An 18,293-nucleotide genomic window follows, 5' to 3' on the forward strand; every position below is an offset into this window, starting at 1 on the left:
TTTTTGCGAATAATTCTGTGATTTTACGTTAGTGACGGTTAATACGGTTATAGATAGTATGACGACCATCAATTTCCTCTCGATGGTGGTTTCCATGTTTCGAAGAAGTCCGCTCATAAATCATGAGCAGCCTCCAGATGGTCCTTCGCCTGCGGACAACGAGCGTTCACAGGACACGGATTTCAGCCCGGCGTTGAGCAGGCGGGCAGCGCGATTCGTTTTGGGCACCGCCTCGGCAACCTGCGCGCTGATCGTTCTCGATACCAACGTGGTCGCCGTTTCCCTGCCCTCGATCGCGCGATCGTTCCACGTGGGTTTTGCTGACGTGGAATGGGTCGTGAGTGCGTACATGGTCGCCTTTGCATCGTGCTTGCTGGCCGCCGGCGGTATAGCCGATCGCTTCGGGCGAAAGAAACTGATGATGATCGGCCTGGGTGTCTTCTGCCTGGCATCGCTCGGATGCGGGCTTGCACCCACCGCGCTTTTCCTGAATCTCGCGCGTGCGATAAAAGGCGTGGGCGCGTCGATGTTGCTGACCGCCGCGCTCGCGGTGATAGCTAATTCCTTCCAGGAAGGACCCGCTCGCGCGCGCGCCTGGGCCGTATGGGGTATGTGCATGGGGCTGGCGACTACGGTCGCGCCGTTAGTCGGCGGCGTGATTACGCAGTGGCTCGGGTGGCGGTGGATCTTCCTCCTGAACTTGCCTGTCTGCTCGGTGCTCGCCTGGTGCGTGCACCGCTCTATCCGCGAGTCACGCAACCCCCAAGCCGGGGCAATCGACGTAATGGGGAGCCTGTTGTTCGGTGCCTCTTTGGCACTTGGCATCTGGGCGCTGATCGGAACACAAACGGACGGTTGGCAAAGTCTGCCCACAATAGCCAGGTTCTCAGGATGCGTAGGATTGCTTATCGCATTTCTGAAACTGGAAAAGAACCGCCCTCACGCCATGATCGACTTGTCGCTGTTTCGTCAGGCGCGTTTTGTTGCCGCTGTGCTTGGCATGTTCGGCTATGCAGCCTGTGCTCAGGTCATGATGACGTTCCTGCCACTGTATCTGCAGAACGCATTCGGATGGCCGGCCGTTAGCGCGGGCATCGGCATGCTTCCGTTTGCCACTGCCATGATCGCGGGTCCCTACATAGGGGCGTGGCTTGCGGACCGGTTTTCCAGCGTCACGCTGCTGACGGTCGGGCTTGGCCTGATCGGCGCGGGGAATTTATTGACCGCGTCAGTTGCAATGGATCAAAGATACTGGCTGGTCGCACTCGGCATGATCGTCACGGGTTGTGGTGCCGGCATACTGAACGGGGATACGCAGAAGGCGATCATGGCGTGCGTTCCGCCCAATCGAACCGGCATGGCTTCCGGCATCAGCACGACCACGCGGTTTACCGCGATCGTCATGTCAGTAGGGGTGCTTGGCGCCGTGCTTGCCTCGCGGACTCAGACGGCACTCGACTTAGCCTTGGTTAATGCTCCCGCAGTAAGGAATTCGCTTGGTGCCGACTTCATGTCCAGATTGCTGGCCGGCGACGCGGTTCACGCGACCGAGCATTTAGCACCAGCCGCAAAGATGTTCCTGGCAGCTGCGGCCCCGGCAAGTTTCGCTAGTGGCTTCGCCTCGGCGCTGTATGTTGCGGGCGTGCTCGCCCTGGTTATTGCTGCGATTGTATGGAGTTTGGCTGGCCGACGCATGCGTCCTGCGACGCAACCGCTCAGACAGGGATGAAGGCAGGTCCCTTGTGCTTAGCACATCGGGGGCTGATTCAGCTTCCAGGCGGAAATCCTTGGGGCCGGGCAAACGCCCGGCTTAGCCGTTTGTGCTTCAAGACAGTCCGGCCACAGGGAGTTGGGTAGATACGCGCCCCTTTGCCATTATTGTCTCGGAGCAAGTGGCTGGCATACTAAGGCATTAGCGCGCTTAGGCCACGGAACACGCGGAACACACACCGGGATTATTCACGAGATGACTGAACCAGCAAACGCACTTACCCTGCTCGACATTCGCCGTGCTGTCGAGAGCGGTGTTCTGACAATCCAGCAAAGCATTGAAGCCGCCGATAAGGCCGCCCGACAAACCCAACCGTGGTTGCACGCATTCAGTTATCTGCCGGACGCGCCGGTGGTCAATCAAGCCGACATAGGGTTGCCGCTCGCGGGTGTTCCCATCGGCATAAAAGATCTCATCGACACGGCGGACATGCCGACCGAGTACAACTCGCCGGCGTACGCGGGCCGCACGCCCGAGTTTGATGCGGTACTTGTGGCGCGCTTGCGGCAAGCAGGTGGAACCATCGTAGGAAAGACGGTGACAACAGAGTTCGCCTGGCGCCACCCGGGTCCGACGGTCAATCCATGGAATGAAAAGCATACGCCCGGCGGCTCGTCCAGCGGCTCTGCCGCGGCTGTGTCAGCGGGGATTGTTCCTCTTGCATTCGGGACGCAGACGTTTGGTTCCGTTATTCGCCCCGCGGCGTATTGCGGTGTAGTGGGGTTCAAACCGACCTATGGGAGCATTGCCAGAACCGGTGTGTTGCCGCTGGCGCCATCGCTGGATCACATCGGAATGTTCACTGCCAACGTCGCGGATGCGGCGTACGCTTTTAAAGTCGTAGCGGGTTCCGACGACCAGGACTTTCACTTTGCCCACGTACGCAGCAAGAACAAAAGCCGGGGCAACGACGGCGGTGCGGTCATCCGTATCGGCATGCTGCGCAGGCAAGTCGGCACCGCGATGGAACCAGCTCAGGACAACGCGTTGGCGCGACTGGCGGCACAACTGAAAGCCGATGGAGCGGACGTCGTCACGGTCGATTTGCCGGCGGAACTGGAGGACATGGGGGCGCTGGTATCGGCGATATTGGCGGTCGAAGCGGCGGTGGTGCATGGCGCGCTTCTGGACCGGTCGCCCGGCCTCATCAGTTCGGTCATGACGTCGTTGATCAACGAGGGCCGCGGCGTATCGAGTGTCGACTATGCGCGAGCGAGGGCTGCGCAGGTGCGACTGGCCCATCTCTTTGACCGCTGGTTGCTGGAAGACATGCGTCTGGATGCACTTCTCGTCGCGCCGGCCACAGGGGAAGCGCCCGCCGGACTCGGCTATACCGGCGACGCTTCGATGTGCGCTCCATGGACATTCCTGGGCGTTCCCGCCATCAGTCTACCGATCGCCCTCGGGCACGCCGGTCTTCCGCTGGGTGCTCAACTGATCGGCGCGGCGCAACACGACGAGCGTTTGCTCGCGGTTGCAGAATGGGTGGAAGCGCGAGCGGGCTGGAAGGCTGTAAAGCTGCGGGCAAACGGCAGTCCAGACAGCGCCTGACTGTTTAGAGTCCGGCCGCCTGCAGGGCGTATGACGGATCAAGACGACTCTCGTGCTCTCGCCCAAATCCGTGCATCTGCATCGTGCACGTTGTGAACGCCGGACGCACGACACGTTCTACGGATAAGAGCCGGAAACCGTAGAATGCGAATGCATTCGGACAAAACATCCGTGACTGTACGCAGCCGTTCGTTGCGCAGCAACACGGGAGGTCCTCCATGTCGGGAGCAGTCCTGTGAAAGATCCGCTGGTTCTTGGCTTCGTGTTGGTCATGGTGGACGTCGTGCTCTGGCGCGCAGCGTTTCCACGCAACGACACCATCCGCTTGCTGCTCAGACTGGTGATTTTCGCGCTGTTGAGCGCGCTGTTGTTCGGATCGGCGCTGAGTCCCTTCACGCCGGCGCCGTGGCCTGAATCTGCAGGCCGTCATCTTGCGGCCCAGATCCTCGAGGTTTCGTGGTGGCTGATCGGCGCGCGTCTTCTCACGTTGTCGCTGGACGCAGCGTTCCGATCGCGCCATTGGCACAGGGAACGCCTTTTCCAGGACGTGCTGGGTGCGCTGGTTTTTCTTGCAGCCGTCGTCGCCTCGCTTGCATTCGTGCTGGGGCTGCCGGTGACCGGGCTGGTCGCCACCTCCGGTGCACTGGCAATCGTGCTGGGTCTCGCCATACAAAGCACGCTTAGCGATGTGTTCGCCGGGATCGTGCTGAACACAACCGAGCCGTATCACATTGGGGACTGGGTCTCGGTTGATGGCGTGGAGGGCAAGGTGCTGGAGATGAACTGGCGTGCGACCCACCTGCTCACGTCCCAGGGCAATGTCGTCATCGTCCCCAACAGTGTGGCGGCCAAGGCGAAAATCACCAACAGCAGCCGTCCCGTTGCGCTTCACGGCGTGTCCATCGCGCTGCAGATTTCACCGGAAGAACGTCCGGCCACCGTCCTTGGCGCGTTGGAGCGTGCGGTCCTGGGAAGTAGTCTGGTGTTGCAAACGCCGGCGCCCTATACGCTTATCAAGAACGCCTCGATCAACTCGATTGAATACGCAGTCACGGTTTATATCGATGACATGGGCAAGTCCGTGGTCGTGACGAACCAGCTTTACGACCTGTGCCATCGTCATCTCGCCGCTGCGGGAATCGAACTCCGGCCATTGAGCGTTCCAAGGCCACCACGCCACGACGCCGCTGACAGCCGGCAACGGCTCCTGTCACACGTCGATCTCTTCCGTGCCTTGCAGGGTGAAGAAATCGAAGCGCTGTCGAGGAGATTGTCCCGTCACGAATACGAAGCAAATCAGATGGTCGTCAAGTCGGACGAGGTGACGGACTACCTGACGATCGTGCAGTCGGGTGTCATGTCGGTGATGGTGACGGGACCCTCCGGTCCGGTCGAATCCGCGCGGCTGGGACCTGGCGACTCCATCGGCGAGGCGGGCGTCCTGGCGGGTTTGCCGGTTCAAGCGCAAGTCACGGCTTTGACGCGGGCCGTAGTCTATCGGCTGGACAAGGCGGACCTGACGCCCTTGTTAAAGAGCCGGCCGGAAATAGGTCAGCAGATGTGCCACCTGCTTTCGCAACGGCAAGACTCTCTGCGCAAGCTGAACGCCGAGATACCCGTGCCGGTAGACACCGAACGCTCGCTGCTGGACTGGCTGCGCGATGGCATGCAGAAGCTACATGAATTGACCACTTAGCGAATCCGCGAAGCGAGCCGTAGAACAGGGTTCCATTGGTATGCGTGCAACTGTTGGCGGCATAAAACCATCTTTAAGCTGTCACGCCGCGGACTTAAAAAGAGGGCCTTATGTGTCGACACAAGCATTAATAAAGTCATCGCTATAAAAACGTCTGGTTTACTGAATGGTACGAAAAGCGTATTAGTCGTGAGGGAGGGGCTGATTTTCCGCTAGCCTGAGCGCCTGCCTACCAGGTTGCTTACATTGCGCCGCTCGCCTATTTTTCTAACGAAACACATCAAGAATTTCGATGGGTCGAATCGAAATTTTTCAATCTTTCCTTCGTGTCCGTGCCGTAAGATCTGCCAACTGAATCGCTTAGCGCAGTGACCCGTTTTTTCATCCATCACCCTTCGGAATCGAGCGTGCGATGGTCCGGATCGGGCAACTTCTCATCTCCCTCGAAAGCAGGGAAATCCAGCTTAACAGCGAGTCGCTGCGCATCGGCAGCCGCGCATTCGACATTCTCGAGCTGTTGATCCGCGCGCAGGGAACGCTGGTCTCGAAGGACGAGATCATGCGTCGCGTATGGCCCGACACGGTGGTCGAGGAAAACAATCTGCAGGTTCATATTGCTGCTTTGCGCAAGGCGCTCGGCGCGGATCGCGATTTGATCAAGACGGTGCCGGGCCGCGGTTATCGGCTGATACCGGCGCATGAAGAGCCACCCTCGCAGCGTGAGGACGCCGCAGTTTTGTTGCCCTGCACTTCGACCGTGCTTACTGCCGGCGTATCGGCTTTGATCGGGCGGCAACAACTGGTTGCGCAAGTGCTGGACGCACTGAATGCCGCGCGGGTCTTCACGCTGGTTGGCGCGGGCGGTATCGGCAAGACGCGGGTTGCGCTGGAGGTTGCCGCTCAGTCCGCCATGCGTTTTCCGGACGGCGTGGTGTTCGTGCCGCTTGCTTCGGTGTCGAATGCGCGTTTCGCGCTGGAAGCACTCGCCGGTGCACTTGGCATGAAGTTGCCTGCCGGGCGCTTGTCGCCCGATCTGATCGGAGCGGAAACAGCCGGCCGCCGCATGCTGATCGTGCTGGACAATTGCGAACATGTGATCGACGCGGCTGCGGAGATAGCGCGCGCCATGACGGCCGCGAACCCCGCGTTATGTGTGCTGGCGACCAGCCGCGAGGCACTTCGCATTCAGGACGAGGTGCTGTATCACGTGCCGTCGCTCGATGTGCCCCAGGATGCAAGCCTTAGCGACGAGATCCTTCAGACAAGTGCGGTGCAGCTATTCCTTGCCCGCGCCCGCACGATCGATCCGTGCTTTTCTTCTGATGAACGCAGCATCTTTCTCACCGGCCTTGTATGCCGCCGGCTCGACGGCATACCGCTTGCAATCGAACTCGCGGCGGCGCGCGCGGCCGTGCTTGGCATTGAAGTGCTGGCCGACCATCTCGATGAGCGCTTTCGTATCCTGACGGGCGGCTTCAGGGGCGTCTTGCCACGCCATCAGACGTTGAAGGCCATGCTCGACTGGAGCTATCGTCTTCTCGACGATACCGAGCGCACTTTGCTGCGTTGGCTTGGTGTATTCCTGAACGGATTTTCCTTCGATGCAGCCTGTCACATGGTGGCTGCCCACGGTTTTTCGCAAACCGAAATCCTCGATGCACTTGGGGGCCTGGTTTCCAAGTCGCTCGTGATTCACGATAGCGGGGCCGTGCCGTCGCGCTATCGCCTGCTTGCAACCACGAGGGCCTACGCGTTGCAGCAACTTGAAGACAACGGCGAGCGCAAGGCTGCCGCGCTGGCGCACGCGACCTGGGTGCGTACAGTATTCGATCGTGCTGCGTACCACCTCACAGAACGTCCGCCCGGCGAATGGCTGTCCGAGTTCCGCCAGGAAGTGGGCAACCTGCGTACCGCGCTTGACTGGGCATTTTCTCCCGGTGGGGACCGGTCGGTCGGCATCGAGCTCTCTGCGATGGCTGTGCCGTTTCTCTTCGATGTCTCGCTCGTGGACGAGTGCTGCGAGCGGGCTCGCATGGCGATCGATGCCGCCAGCCATGCCGATACCGCGAGCGTGTCCGTCAGCACGAAGCTGCGGCTCCTGGCAGCCTATGCAGCGGGACTGGTATACACGGAGGGGCCGACAGCGGCGCTCCGCGATGTCTGGTCCGAGGTGCTGTCGCTCGCTGTGGCTGCGAGCGATACCGAGTTCGAATCCCGCGCCCTGTGGGGTTTGTGGAACGCCTACCAGTACGGCGGCGAAGCACGGGCGGCGCTGTTGCTCGCGCGCCGCTTCGGCGCGCTTGCACAGCAGTCCGAGAACCGGACTCAGTGTGTCATCGGCTGCCGGATCGAAGGCATTGCGCTGCACTATGCAGGCGAGCCGTCCGCTGCCCGCGAGCAGCTCGAGGCAATGCTTAACGCGTACGTGCATGGCTGGCATCGCTGGAACACGGTCGGCTTTCGGATCGATCACGGTATTGTCGCGCGCGCTACGCTTGCGCGTGTGTCATGGGTTCAGGGTGAAACACAAGAAGCGTTGAAGCTCGCACACCATGCGCTCGATGCCGCGCTTGAATACGAGCACGACATGGTGACATGTTATGTCCTCGTCGAGGCGTTCATACCGGTCGCATTGCTGACGTTTGACCAAGCCGTTGCCGAGGCTGGTATCGCGATGTTGAGAACCCGCGCGTCGCACGCGGGGTTCGCGATCTGGGCGACTTGCTGCGACTGCTATGAGGAATACCTGCAATCGATGTCCGGCGAAGGCCAGTGCCGGTTGCCACAGTTCCGCGCGTCGCTCGACGCATTGCGCAAGAGCGGTTTTCTTGCACCGCTCACGCTGCTGCTTGCGCAGTTCGCACGGGCTTCGCTGGCTGCCGGCCGACGTGACGACGCGGCGACCGCGATCAACGAAGCGTTTCGTCATTGCGAGGAAACGGGCGAACGCTGGTACTACCCGGAACTGTGCGGGGTGAGGGGTGAGATCGCGCTTGCTGCGCGCCAGACGACGGACGCCGAATCGTGGTTCGTCTCCGCACGCGATCACGCGGCGCGCCAAGGTGCGGGTGAACTCGAACGCCGTGCAGCCGCAAGCCTCGGTGAACTTCAAAAAAGGCTGGGCGATGCAAGCGAAATGCAGTTGCCTCATCCGTTACCTGACGTACCTATGCCTGAGCACAGCGATGGCATTGCTGCGCCCGGCTATATCGTCCCGCCGCTGAACGGTTCCCCCGCGTCGTCCTCCGAACGCGACCTTGCTGCGCGTCCACGCACGAGCGGCTCGATCCTTTAAGAAGGATTCAGGTCGTCCTCAGGACTTTAATACTTCTTCTCTGTAGCCTCGAACCGGAATCGAGATGCGGCTCATGTGCGTCATGTGCGCCTCATGCCTGCCATCCCGGTTACCGACATTTCCCACGGTGGCGTGCGTCGCCGTCCCGATTCAGTCTGAGGCCAGACCAAGGAGCATTCCATGCCGCATGAATTACTCACCCCCGACACTTGTGCTCTCGCGTTGATCGACTATCAGCCGCAGATGTTCTTCGGCACGCATTCGCACGATCGTACGACCATCGTGCATAACGTGCAGGTCCTCGCGAAAACCGCCAAGCTGTTCAAGGTTCCCACGATCCTCACGACCATCGCCGCACAGACTTTCAGCGGCGAGTTCATCCCGGAACCTCAGGCCGTCTTTCCCGAACAAAAGCCGATTGACCGTACCTCGATGAATTCCTGGGAAGACGTGAACTTCCGCAACGCCATTGAAGCGACCGGGCGCAAGAAGATCGTGATCGCCGGCTTGTGGACCGAAGTCTGCGTGACGTTTCCGACCGTGCAGATGCTGGCCGCTGGCTACGAGATCTACGTCCCGACCGACGCTTGCGGCGACATCACGGAAGAAGCACATGAGCGTGCCGTGCAACGCATTATCCAGGCGGGCGCTGTACCCATGACCTCATTGCAATTCATGTGCGAGCTGCAACGTGACTGGGCTCGCGGCGAGACTTACGACGGCTGCATGGATATCTTCAAGGCACATAGCGCCTACGGTATTGGCGTGCGTTACGCGAAGCAGATCCTCGGCGAGCACGCGAGCGAAGCGGGCGGCTGAAGGCAGGATGCCGAAGCACATCGAAGAAGCACATCGAAGAAGTACATCGAACCAGCACGTCAACACGCGGCCGCGATCGGTGATTCCCACCTTCCGGTGGAACCCGCTCGCCGCCGTTGCGCACTCTAAAGCATGAGGACGACGATGACAGCGCCAACCCCTGCCGCCGCGTCCGCGGATGCCATCTTTTTCAACGGCAAGATCGCTACCCAGGATGACAAGCGATCTTTCGCGACGGCACTCGCGGTCAAGGACGGAAAAATTCTCGCCACCGGCACCGACGCTCACGCGATGCAATTTGCCCACGCCGGCACTCAACGCGTCGACCTGAAAGGGCGCACGGTAATTCCGGGGCTTAACGACTCGCATCTGCACGTGATACGAGGCGGCCTGAACTTCAATATGGAATTGCGCTGGGACGGCGTGCCGTCGCTTGGCGATGCGCTCGACATGTTGCGCCGGCAAGTGGCGCGCACGCCGGCGCCGCAGTGGGTACGCGTGATCGGTGGCTGGAACGAACTACAGTTCGCCGAACGCCGCGGTCCGACGCTGGACGAGATCAACGCCATTGCGCCAGACACGCCGGTGTTCATCCTGCATCTCTATGACAGCGCATTGCTGAATGCGGCGGCGCTGCGTGCAGTGGGATATACCAAGGACACGGCTGACCCGCCGGGCGGCGAGATCCAGCGCGACAAGCGCGGCAATCCAACCGGCATGTTGATAGCGCGCCCCAACGCGGGTTTGCTGTACGCGACGCTGGCGAAGGGACCCAAGCTTGCCTACGACGACCAGGTGAATTCGACGCGGCATTTCATGCGCGAACTCAACCGTCTCGGCGTCACAAGCGCAATCGATGCGGGCGGTGGATATCAGGCCTATCCCGACGACTATGCCGTGATCATGGCGCTGGCTAAACGCGGCGAGCTGACCCTGCGCATTGCCTATAACCTCTTCACGCAGAACGCGAAGAAGGAGATCGAGGACTTCGCGCGCTGGGTGAAGATGACCAAGCCAGGTGAAGGCGATGACTTCCTGCGGATGAACGGCGCAGGTGAAATGCTGGTCTTTTCGGCGGCCGATTTCGAGGACTTTCTCGAGCCGCGTCCTGATTTGCCGGAGACGCTTGAAGCGGAACTGGAAGCCGTCGTTCGGCTGCTTGTCCAGAACCGCTGGCCGTTCCGTCTGCACGCAACGTATGACGAGTCCGTCGACCGCTTCCTGAACGTGTTCGAACGTGTCAACCAGGACACGCCGTTCAACGGCCTGCGCTGGTTCTTCGACCATTGCGAAACCATTTCACAGCGCAACATCGACCGTATCGCGGCGCTTGGCGGCGGCATCGCCATCCAGCATCGCATGGCGTTTCAGGGCGAGTATTTTGTCCATCGCTATGGGGCGCAGGCGGCCGCCAGAACGCCACCAATCCAGCAGATGCTGGCAGCAGGCCTGCCTGTAGGCGCAGGTACCGACGCCACGCGCGTGGCAAGTTTCAATCCGTTTGTTTCGCTGTACTGGATGGTGTCGGGCTGCACGGTCGGTGGCATGCAGATGTATGCACCGCAGGACCGCCTGGACCGTATGGAAGCGCTGCGCCGCTACACGGTTGGCAGTAGCTGGTTCTCGGGCGAAGACGACCGCAAGGGCGCGCTGGTGCCTGGACAGTTCGCGGACTTCGCCGCACTCACCGACGACTATTTCACGGTCGATGAAACGCGCATCAAGTACCTGTCGTCGGTGCTGACCGTGGTCAATGGCAAGGTCGTCCATGCGGACGCCGAGTTCAGCGCGCTCGGACCGCCGCCGTTGCCGGTCAGTCCGTCGTGGTCGCCGGTGGCGGAGTTCGGCGGTTATAGCCGATACCAGCCCGTCACGATCGTCCAGCAGGCGTGCGCCGACAGTTGCGCCAACCTGTGCGGCATTCATGCTCATGGTCACATGTGGGCATGGCAAAAACAGGTGCCGGTCAGCGATCCAAACGGCTTCTGGGGTGCGCTCGGCTGCAGTTGTTTCGCGTTCTGATGCGTCAAGGCGGATTAAGGACGATTCAGGTTGCTTGAGGGCGCATGAGGAGACGTATCGTGCAGGCCGGGGCAAGGAGAGGGCGATGACGATGACAAAGCGCATCGCGGGAATCACGATTCCAGACAGCGAGATGGCGTGTGCGGCGGCTGCCGCCGCGCGCGCGATTGAGCCGGATATCCTCTATCGCCATTCATCGCGGGTGTTCCTGTTCGCGTCGCTGATCGGCGTTCGCAGGCAGCTCGTCTTCAATGCCGAGTTGCTGTACGTCGCCGCGCTTTTCCATGACATGGGCCTGACCACGCTCTACCGCGATTCCCAGATACGCTTCGAGGTGGACGGTGCGAACGCGGTCAGGGATTTTCTGCGCGGTTATGGCGTACCCGATGACGATATCGCCGACGTCTGGAATGCCATCGCCTTGCACACCACGTTCGGCATCTGTTCGCACGTGTCCGAGTTGACCGGGCTGGTTGCAGCCGGGGTCGAAACGGATCTGCTCGGCATGCATTTCGATGAAGTCGGCCGCCTGGAGCGCAACGCGGTGCTGGTCGAATATCCGCGCGGCACGGGCTTCAAGGAACAGATCATCGATGTGTTCGCGCAGGCGATGGCGAACCGTCCCGCAACAACATTCGGTACGGTCTACGCCGACGTGCTCGAGCGCTGCGATCCCAACTATCGGCGTATGAATTTCTGCGGCTTGATCCTGGGCTCCGACTGGAAAGAGTAGCGTTCCCCGCTTTATTGGCTTGGGTAGCTTTTGGAAAAGAGGCTTGACGATGCCCTATCTTATTTCGCTTGCGGCAGGCTTCGTGGTCGGCCTGCTGTATTGCCTGGTGCGCGTGCAATCACCCGCACCGCCGTTGATCGCGCTCGTAGGATTGCTGGGGATCGTGCTAGGGGAACATACGATACCGATGGTGCGCGCGCACCTGTTCCCGGACAGTGTTCAGGTCCAGCAACTGGAGACGCCCGCAGCCGCGAAACCGGCGCCGGGCGCTGACCCGGGACGCACCAAGTGAATTAAAAAGCACTCTGCTTTTTAGCGCTGTCTTATCTCCCTTTATACCGAATAGAAACAGGAGCTTTTCATGTCGCGCATTCCCGTCTCTCGGCTTGCCGCCGCAGTCGCCTTTGCCTGCGTGTTGCTCGGCACAGCGAGCGCGCCCGGTGTTGCCCAGGCCGCAGCCGAACTCAAGCCCGCGTCGGCGAGCACGAACGTATCCGTCGGTCCTCAGTATGATACGACTCACGTGTATGTGTCCAACGAAGATATCGATGCATTCGTCAACAGCTTCCTGGCGACCTTCGGCGGCAAGGCATCACCGCGTGCGGTCTTCACCGTGACGCCGACGCCGAGCAAGACCGCGTCGCAATACGTGCAGACGCCCGTCGGCATGTTGTCCGTGTTTGCGTTCCAGACGCCGATCCCGTATCCGTTCGGCGACGAGCGCACCGGCTATCTCGTGACCGACATGGACCAGGCCGTGCACGCGGCCCGTGCCGCGGGCGCGGATGTGACCGTCGAGCCATTTGACGACCCGATTGGCAAGGATGCGCTGATCCGCTGGCCCGGCGGCTTGAACATGCAGTTGTATTGGCATACGAAAGCGCCGTCGTACGGGCCGCTTGAATCGGTGCCGGACAATCGCGTGTACATGTCCCGTTTTGCCGTCGATGGCTTCGTGCGCCGGTTCGTGCGGTTCTCGCAAGGCAAGGTGGTCTCCGACGACCGGCATGCGGACGCCGGTGTCATCGGTCGTCCGGGCGAGACCATGCGCTGCATCCGGATTGAATCGGGCTTCGGCAAGATGATGGTGTTCGTCACCGACGGCAAGCTCCCGTATCCGTTCGGGCGCGAGACGACCGGCTACCAGGTGACCGACCTCGCGGCGACGCTGGCGAAGGCCGAGGCGGCGGGCGCCAAGGTGTTGTTTGCGCCGTACCAGACCGGCAAGGGCAAGACCTCGATTGTCGAATTCCCGGGGGGGTATATCGCCGAGATCCACGACACAGCCGCTCAATGATCCAGACGCGACGTTCGCGGTGTTCGGGCCGTTCGCGGCGATTAATGGCGCTTTCCGGCTTCACGCTGGCGGTGAGTACGAGCGTCGCGGCAATGGACGCTCGCGCTGCATCGGATGCCGGCGATGCACAGCCGCCTGCGTCCGCGCCAGTGACGACTTGCGACGTTAAACGCCCCACTGTCTTGTTCAATCGATGGCAAGAGGACTGGTCGGTGCTCGCGAATCCGTGCGTGCCGCGCGAGCCGCTGGATGGCCTCAAGTACATGCCGCTGGTTGGCGATCCGGCCTCGTACCTGTCGCTCGGTGCGAACCTGCGCGAGCGGCTGGAGGTGAACAACGCCGCGTTGTTCGGGGTCGGCGGGAACCACGGCGATACGTACCTGCTGCAGCGCGCCGAAGTACACGCCGACATCCACCTCGGCGACCACTTGCAGATCTTTACGCAGATCGAAGATGCTCAGCCGTACGGCAAGGATTCGGTGACACCGGTCGACAAGAACCCGCTTGATCTTGAGCAGGCGTTCATCACCTACGTCGGAGCGCTGGGTGGCGGCACGTTCAAGTTCAGGCTCGGGCGTCAGGAGATGGCGTTCGATTTGCAGCGTTTCATTTCGGTCCGTGACGGCCCGAACGTCCGGCAGGCATTCGATGGGCTCTGGACCGACTGGGAGATCCAGCGCTGGCGTTTTATCGCCTATGCCACGCAGCCTGTGCAGAACCGGGACGTCAGCAACTTCGATGACGTCTCGAACCGGCACCTGACATTCAGCGGCGTGCGCTTTGAGCGTCAGGGTGTGGGACCGGGTGACCTGTCGGGATACTACTCGCGCTATAACCGCGACAACGCGCACTTTATTGATGCGACGGGCGATGAGCATCGTGATGTATTCGACCTGCGTTACACCGGCAAGGCTGGACGGGTGGACTGGGATGTCGAGACCATGCTGCAAAGCGGGCACGTGGGCAACGACACCATTGGTGCGTGGGCGCTCGGGTCGCTGGCCGGTTATACCTTCAGCGACGTTCCTGGGACGCCGCGTGCGGGCATTCAGATCGATGCGGCGTCCGGTGACCGTCATCCGGGTGATGGCCGGATCGGGACGTTCAATCCGTTGTTCCCGAATGGATACTATTTCACGCTTGCCGGTTATACCGGTTACAGCAATCTGATTCACGTCAAGCCGAGTATCACGTTGAAGCCGGCTAGCAATTTGTCTTTGCTGGCAGCTGTCGGATTTCAGTGGCGCGCGACCACGGCCGATGCTGTGTATGCGCAAGGTTCCGTGCCGGTGCCGGGGACGGCTGGTCATGGGAGCTTGTGGACGGGCATGTATGTGCAGTTGCGCGCGGACTGGACTATTGCGGCGAATCTGATCGGCTCGGTCGAGGCGGTGCATTTCCAGGTCGGCGATGCGATCCGCGAGGTGGGTGGCAGTAATGCCGATTATGTTGGGGTGGAGATTAAATATGGGTGGTAGGGGTGGGGGGAGTGCGAGGGTTTTGGGTTAGTGGTTGGTCAGTGCTGGGGTGGTCGGTTCTGGGGTTAGCGGTCGGTCGGGGTCTATGCCGGGTTGGTCGGTTCTGGGGTTAGCGGTCGGAGTCAATGCCGGGTTGGTGCTTTCGGTGTTAGTGGTCTGCGAGAGTCGGATTTTCTCTTTATCACTATTAGCCACTGTGCGTGGCGGCACGTCATTTCTGATATGACTTTCCGTGTCAACAGGTGTTTTTAGCTGTGGTCATCTTTTCTCTTCCTACAATTTCCTGAGGGCGGCGTAGCAGTAACACTCGACGGTGAATCAATCTGATATTCGCGGGTTGGTTACCGCATTACAGTGATCCGTCTCGTGAGCCTGCCGCTAACTTTGTGCGCAAGTCGGCGTGAACCGTTGATAAGCCGTTGCAAAGAAATGCCGCGGGTAACTCTGATGCCGGGCTACGCCGCCTTCAGGAAACTGCCTTTTCGATGATTGCAAAACTGTTTTTTGCTGGTTTAGACAGCCGCTCTGGAGTTGTTGATCGCCTGCTCCATGCCCAGACGGGCGATGTCCCAGATAAACCCGGCGAGTTCGCGAGCGATCGCGACGACCGCCACGTTTTTGAGTTTGCCCTTCGCCACCATTCTTCTAAAGCGCCCACACAGACGCAACTGCGCGTCCCAGGCGCGATCGATAATCACCTTGGGCACGCCCTCATGACGCTGCTGAATCTCGGGACTCACCCGGGCCGTATGCCGATAACTCCAGGCGGCCTCGATCAGCAACTTTCGCGCAAGCGAATTGCCCGTCTTGGTGATGCTGCCCTGGCGCCGGCTGCCCCCCGACGAGTATTCTGAAGGCGTTATGCCCAGCCACGCCATCAACTGCCGAGGATGGGCAAAGCGCGTCACATCGACGATCTCCGAGAGCAAGCCAACGGCGGTGGTGAACTTGATGCCGCGCATGGTTTGCAGGGCGAGCACGGCGGGATAAAAGCGCCACTGCGGCACCGCTTCGCGCAAGGCCGACTCAAGCCGCTCGCACTGCGCAAACCGGTCTTCGATCGCGCGGCGCAACTCGGTGAAGGCGAGGTCCTGCCATGCGTTGCCGAACGAGAACTTGCTGATCCAGCGTCGATGCGCCGGTCCCCAGTTCGCCGTGCCCGCGTATCGCACGGCGTGGGCGAGCAGGAACGATTTTAACGCTTGGCGGGCGCGTTTGAGGGCATCGCGCGTACTGGCCCAGACACGCGCAAGATCGCGAAATGCTTCGTCTTCGACGGTGGGCACATGCACGGCGCTGAGGTCGCCCGCGCGCAGTGAGCGCACGAGCTTGAGCGCGTCGCGGCGGTCGGTCTTCACGCGATCGCCGGCTTTGCGCGGGATCAGCGAGGGGGCGCACACCATGCACTCGAAGCCTTTGGCAGCGAGGCGGCGCTGCAGGTCATAGCCCAGAGGACCGGCTTCATAAACGATTTTTACGTGGCGAGCCTTGGATTGAAGCTTTTTGCATAACTGATCAATATCGCGAGAGCGCGTGCCGATCTTGCCGAGCACTTCGACTTCGCCGCTGCCCAGCGCGTAGGCAACTGTAATCGAGTCTTTGTGAACATCCAGTCCGACAAATAACGTGATATCGTTTTGCATGCTGGCCTCCGGGTTGGAAACAAAACCTATGAGTGACGGGTTCGCCCTCACTGTTACGGCTCTGGCACTATGCTAACCCGCGTGTTTTAGCTCTGCCACGGGGGCCAGCCCTTACTGCTCACGGAAGTCATACTAACTTTGTCCAAAGCGACAAAGAAACGAAGCAAAGAAAACGCTTTCAAACCACGCTACCCTAAGTGTCCACAGCGTGCAGTTTCTATTCATAGGTGCCCCAAAAGCACGGTGCTCGCCAGAGCGGAGGATGTGTGAACCCCTCCTTCTCCGAACACCGATACCCACACGCTTCGCCACCAGTGATTGAACCTGCCCAAGGACCACCCCGCGCTATCCGCGGATAACCCCCCTCCGAATATGTACGCGCCTCGAACCACGTCGCCAACCCTGCTGGAAAACGAGGTCGCGAAGATGCGGGTGGCCGTAACCGACGAAAATAGCCGTACAGAACGCGCAGCCAATTCACAAAAACTGAAGCAGTAAACACAAACACGCATGAAGCTGTGGCCTATGAATACGGTCGCACAGACCAGGTAGCTAACCTGTCAAAAAACCGCAGCCGTAAATACCTGTAAGGCCGTGCGGGTTCCTTAGCAATGGTGCTTGCCCGAGAGCGTACGGGGCGAAGCGTGTTCGTGTCAGGATTCGCGAGAAGGAGGGGTTCACACATCCTCCGCTCTGGCGAGCACCGTGCTTTTGGGGCACCTATGAATCAAAACTGCACGCTGTGGACACTTAGGGTAGCGCGGTTTGAAAGCGTTTTCTTTGCTTCGTTTCTTTGTCGCTTTGGACAAAGAAATGACGTGCCGCCACGCACAGTGGCTAACAGTGATAAAGAGAAAATCCGACTCTCGCAGACCACTAACGCTCAAAGCAGCAACCCGGCATAGACCCCGACCGCTAACCCCAGAACCGACCACCCCGGCATCAACCCCAACCGCTAACCCCAAGAACCTGGCCCCCCAAAACCCACCCCCAATCGCGAGCGAAAACCAACCCCGTCATATGCGCGCTATGAATCGATCGATCAGATCAGGCTGATCCAATTGCTCGACCCACCAGCGCAGCGCTCGCCCGGTTTCATCGTCGCGCCATGCAAGATAACAATCGGTGACTTCTCGCATGCCCGTCACGCGCTTAGGCACGAGCTTACCCTCGGCGATCGGTTTCGCAGCAAGACACTCCGGGATGGTACCCACCGCCAAACCCTCGCACTGTGCGGCGAGCTTGGCGCTAAGCGTGGGCAGCGCAATGCATTCCTGCGTGGTCCCGGTCGCGACCGAACGCGGCCTCAACTCCCGCGAGGTATCGCTGATCACAGCGCCGCGATAACGCATGACGGTATCTATTCCAAGCGGCTCGGGCAGGTCCGCAAGCGGATGATCAGGCGCGACCACGAACACATGCCGCAGCGACCCAACCGGGCGTGCCACGAGATGCGGAAGATGCGGCGGCTCGCCGGCCGCGCCGACCACAAGATCCGCGCGCCGCGTAACCAGCGCGTCCCAGGTGCCACCGAGCACTTCTCTCGACAGACGCAGCCGCGTATCCATTTTCAGGTCGTAGAACGCGTGGACATAGGGCCAGAAAGCATCGAGCGGCAGGATCTCGTCGATACAGATTCGCAGCTCCGCCTCCCAGCCTTCCTGAATGCGTTGCGCCCGCTGTTCCAGTTGTTCGGCTGCGAGCAACAGCCGCCTGCCATCCTCGACCACGACACGTCCCGCGTGCGTGAGCCTCGCGCGCCTGCCAGTGCGATCGAACAACGCAACGTCGAGATCGCTTTCGAGCTTCTGGACGAGATAACTCAGGGACGAGGGCACCCGGTGCAGCAATTCGGCCGCTTCAGCAAACGTGCCGGTGCGATCGATTGCGTCCAGCGCTTCGAGGACTTCGAATGACAGCTTCATTTCAGCTTTCCATTTTGTAATCTGACCGAGGATGCGCTTCACGCGTTGTCTGGCGTGTCTGGT

Annotated in this window: 12 protein-coding genes; 10 read left to right on the forward strand and 2 right to left on the reverse strand. The window is 60.5% G+C overall.

Going from position 1 to position 18,293, the window contains the following annotated elements; genetic code table 11:
• Positions 1-58 precede the first annotated feature (58 nt).
• The 10 genes from ACSQ36_RS22825 to ACSQ36_RS22870 all read left to right on the forward strand — a co-directional run bounded on the left by ACSQ36_RS22825 (position 59) and on the right by ACSQ36_RS22870 (position 14,662).
• Complete coding sequence (locus ACSQ36_RS22825; protein WP_436183692.1) at positions 59-1,729, forward strand: MFS transporter; 1,671 nt, start codon at positions 59-61, stop codon at positions 1,727-1,729.
• 237 nt (positions 1,730-1,966) lie between these two features.
• Positions 1,967-3,322, forward strand: a complete 1,356-nt coding sequence (locus ACSQ36_RS22830) for an amidase (RefSeq protein WP_436183693.1) — start codon at positions 1,967-1,969, stop codon at positions 3,320-3,322.
• A 235-nt stretch (positions 3,323-3,557) separates the two neighbouring features.
• On the forward strand, positions 3,558-5,018 hold the full coding sequence (locus ACSQ36_RS22835; protein WP_436183694.1) for a mechanosensitive ion channel domain-containing protein: 1,461 nt from the start codon (positions 3,558-3,560) through the stop codon (positions 5,016-5,018).
• A 412-nt stretch (positions 5,019-5,430) separates the two neighbouring features.
• Positions 5,431-8,313 (forward strand): ATP-binding protein, encoded by a 2,883-nt coding sequence (locus ACSQ36_RS22840; protein ID WP_436183695.1) that lies wholly within the window; start codon positions 5,431-5,433, stop codon positions 8,311-8,313.
• A 180-nt stretch (positions 8,314-8,493) separates the two neighbouring features.
• Positions 8,494-9,132: a hydrolase gene (locus ACSQ36_RS22845; protein ID WP_213762058.1), complete on the forward strand. Its 639-nt coding sequence runs from the start codon at positions 8,494-8,496 to the stop codon at positions 9,130-9,132.
• Between the two features lie 144 nt (positions 9,133-9,276).
• A complete protein-coding gene (locus tag ACSQ36_RS22850) occupies positions 9,277-11,154 on the forward strand; it encodes an amidohydrolase family protein (RefSeq protein ID WP_436183696.1) in 1,878 nt (625 codons plus the stop codon).
• A 91-nt stretch (positions 11,155-11,245) separates the two neighbouring features.
• Positions 11,246-11,887, forward strand: coding sequence for an HD domain-containing protein (locus ACSQ36_RS22855; RefSeq protein WP_436184922.1), 642 nt, complete (start codon positions 11,246-11,248; stop codon positions 11,885-11,887).
• A 49-nt stretch (positions 11,888-11,936) separates the two neighbouring features.
• Positions 11,937-12,179 carry a DUF1427 family protein gene (locus ACSQ36_RS22860; protein WP_436183697.1) on the forward strand — a complete coding sequence of 81 codons (243 nt, stop codon included), beginning with the start codon at positions 11,937-11,939 and terminating at the stop codon, positions 12,177-12,179.
• Between the two features lie 69 nt (positions 12,180-12,248).
• Positions 12,249-13,184: a glyoxalase gene (locus ACSQ36_RS22865; protein WP_436183698.1), complete on the forward strand. Its 936-nt coding sequence runs from the start codon at positions 12,249-12,251 to the stop codon at positions 13,182-13,184.
• Positions 13,181-14,662: an alginate export family protein gene (locus tag ACSQ36_RS22870; RefSeq protein WP_436183699.1), complete on the forward strand. Its 1,482-nt coding sequence runs from the start codon at positions 13,181-13,183 to the stop codon at positions 14,660-14,662. Before ACSQ36_RS22865 ends, ACSQ36_RS22870 begins: the two co-directional genes overlap by 4 nt.
• Before the next feature lie 512 nt (positions 14,663-15,174).
• Here ACSQ36_RS22870 and ACSQ36_RS22875 read toward each other — a convergent pair.
• Positions 15,175-16,305 carry an IS110 family transposase gene (locus tag ACSQ36_RS22875; RefSeq protein WP_436180774.1) on the reverse strand — a complete coding sequence of 377 codons (1,131 nt, stop codon included), beginning with the start codon at positions 16,303-16,305 and terminating at the stop codon, positions 15,175-15,177.
• 1,016 nt (positions 16,306-17,321) lie between these two features.
• A complete protein-coding gene (locus tag ACSQ36_RS22880; protein ID WP_213762063.1) occupies positions 17,322-18,230 on the reverse strand; it encodes a LysR family transcriptional regulator in 909 nt (302 codons plus the stop codon).
• Positions 18,231-18,293: the final 63 nt, after the last annotated feature.

Source organism: Caballeronia sp. LjRoot34 (assembly GCF_964253815.1).
In the GTDB taxonomy this organism is placed as follows: domain Bacteria; phylum Pseudomonadota; class Gammaproteobacteria; order Burkholderiales; family Burkholderiaceae; genus Caballeronia.

Coding starts and splice junctions, on each gene's coding strand:
- ACSQ36_RS22825 (WP_436183692.1), top strand. CDS start 59: ATGACGACCATCAATTTCCTCTCGATGGTGGTTTCCATGTTTCGAAGA.
- ACSQ36_RS22830 (WP_436183693.1), top strand. CDS start 1,967: ATGACTGAACCAGCAAACGCACTTACCCTGCTCGACATTCGCCGTGCT.
- ACSQ36_RS22840 (WP_436183695.1), top strand. CDS start 5,431: ATGGTCCGGATCGGGCAACTTCTCATCTCCCTCGAAAGCAGGGAAATC.
- ACSQ36_RS22845 (WP_213762058.1), top strand. CDS start 8,494: ATGCCGCATGAATTACTCACCCCCGACACTTGTGCTCTCGCGTTGATC.
- ACSQ36_RS22850 (WP_436183696.1), top strand. CDS start 9,277: ATGACAGCGCCAACCCCTGCCGCCGCGTCCGCGGATGCCATCTTTTTC.
- ACSQ36_RS22855 (WP_436184922.1), top strand. CDS start 11,246: ATGACAAAGCGCATCGCGGGAATCACGATTCCAGACAGCGAGATGGCG.
- ACSQ36_RS22860 (WP_436183697.1), top strand. CDS start 11,937: ATGCCCTATCTTATTTCGCTTGCGGCAGGCTTCGTGGTCGGCCTGCTG.
- ACSQ36_RS22865 (WP_436183698.1), top strand. CDS start 12,249: ATGTCGCGCATTCCCGTCTCTCGGCTTGCCGCCGCAGTCGCCTTTGCC.
- ACSQ36_RS22870 (WP_436183699.1), top strand. CDS start 13,181: ATGATCCAGACGCGACGTTCGCGGTGTTCGGGCCGTTCGCGGCGATTA.
- ACSQ36_RS22875 (WP_436180774.1), bottom strand. CDS start 16,305: ATGCAAAACGATATCACGTTATTTGTCGGACTGGATGTTCACAAAGAC.
- ACSQ36_RS22880 (WP_213762063.1), bottom strand. CDS start 18,230: ATGAAGCTGTCATTCGAAGTCCTCGAAGCGCTGGACGCAATCGATCGC.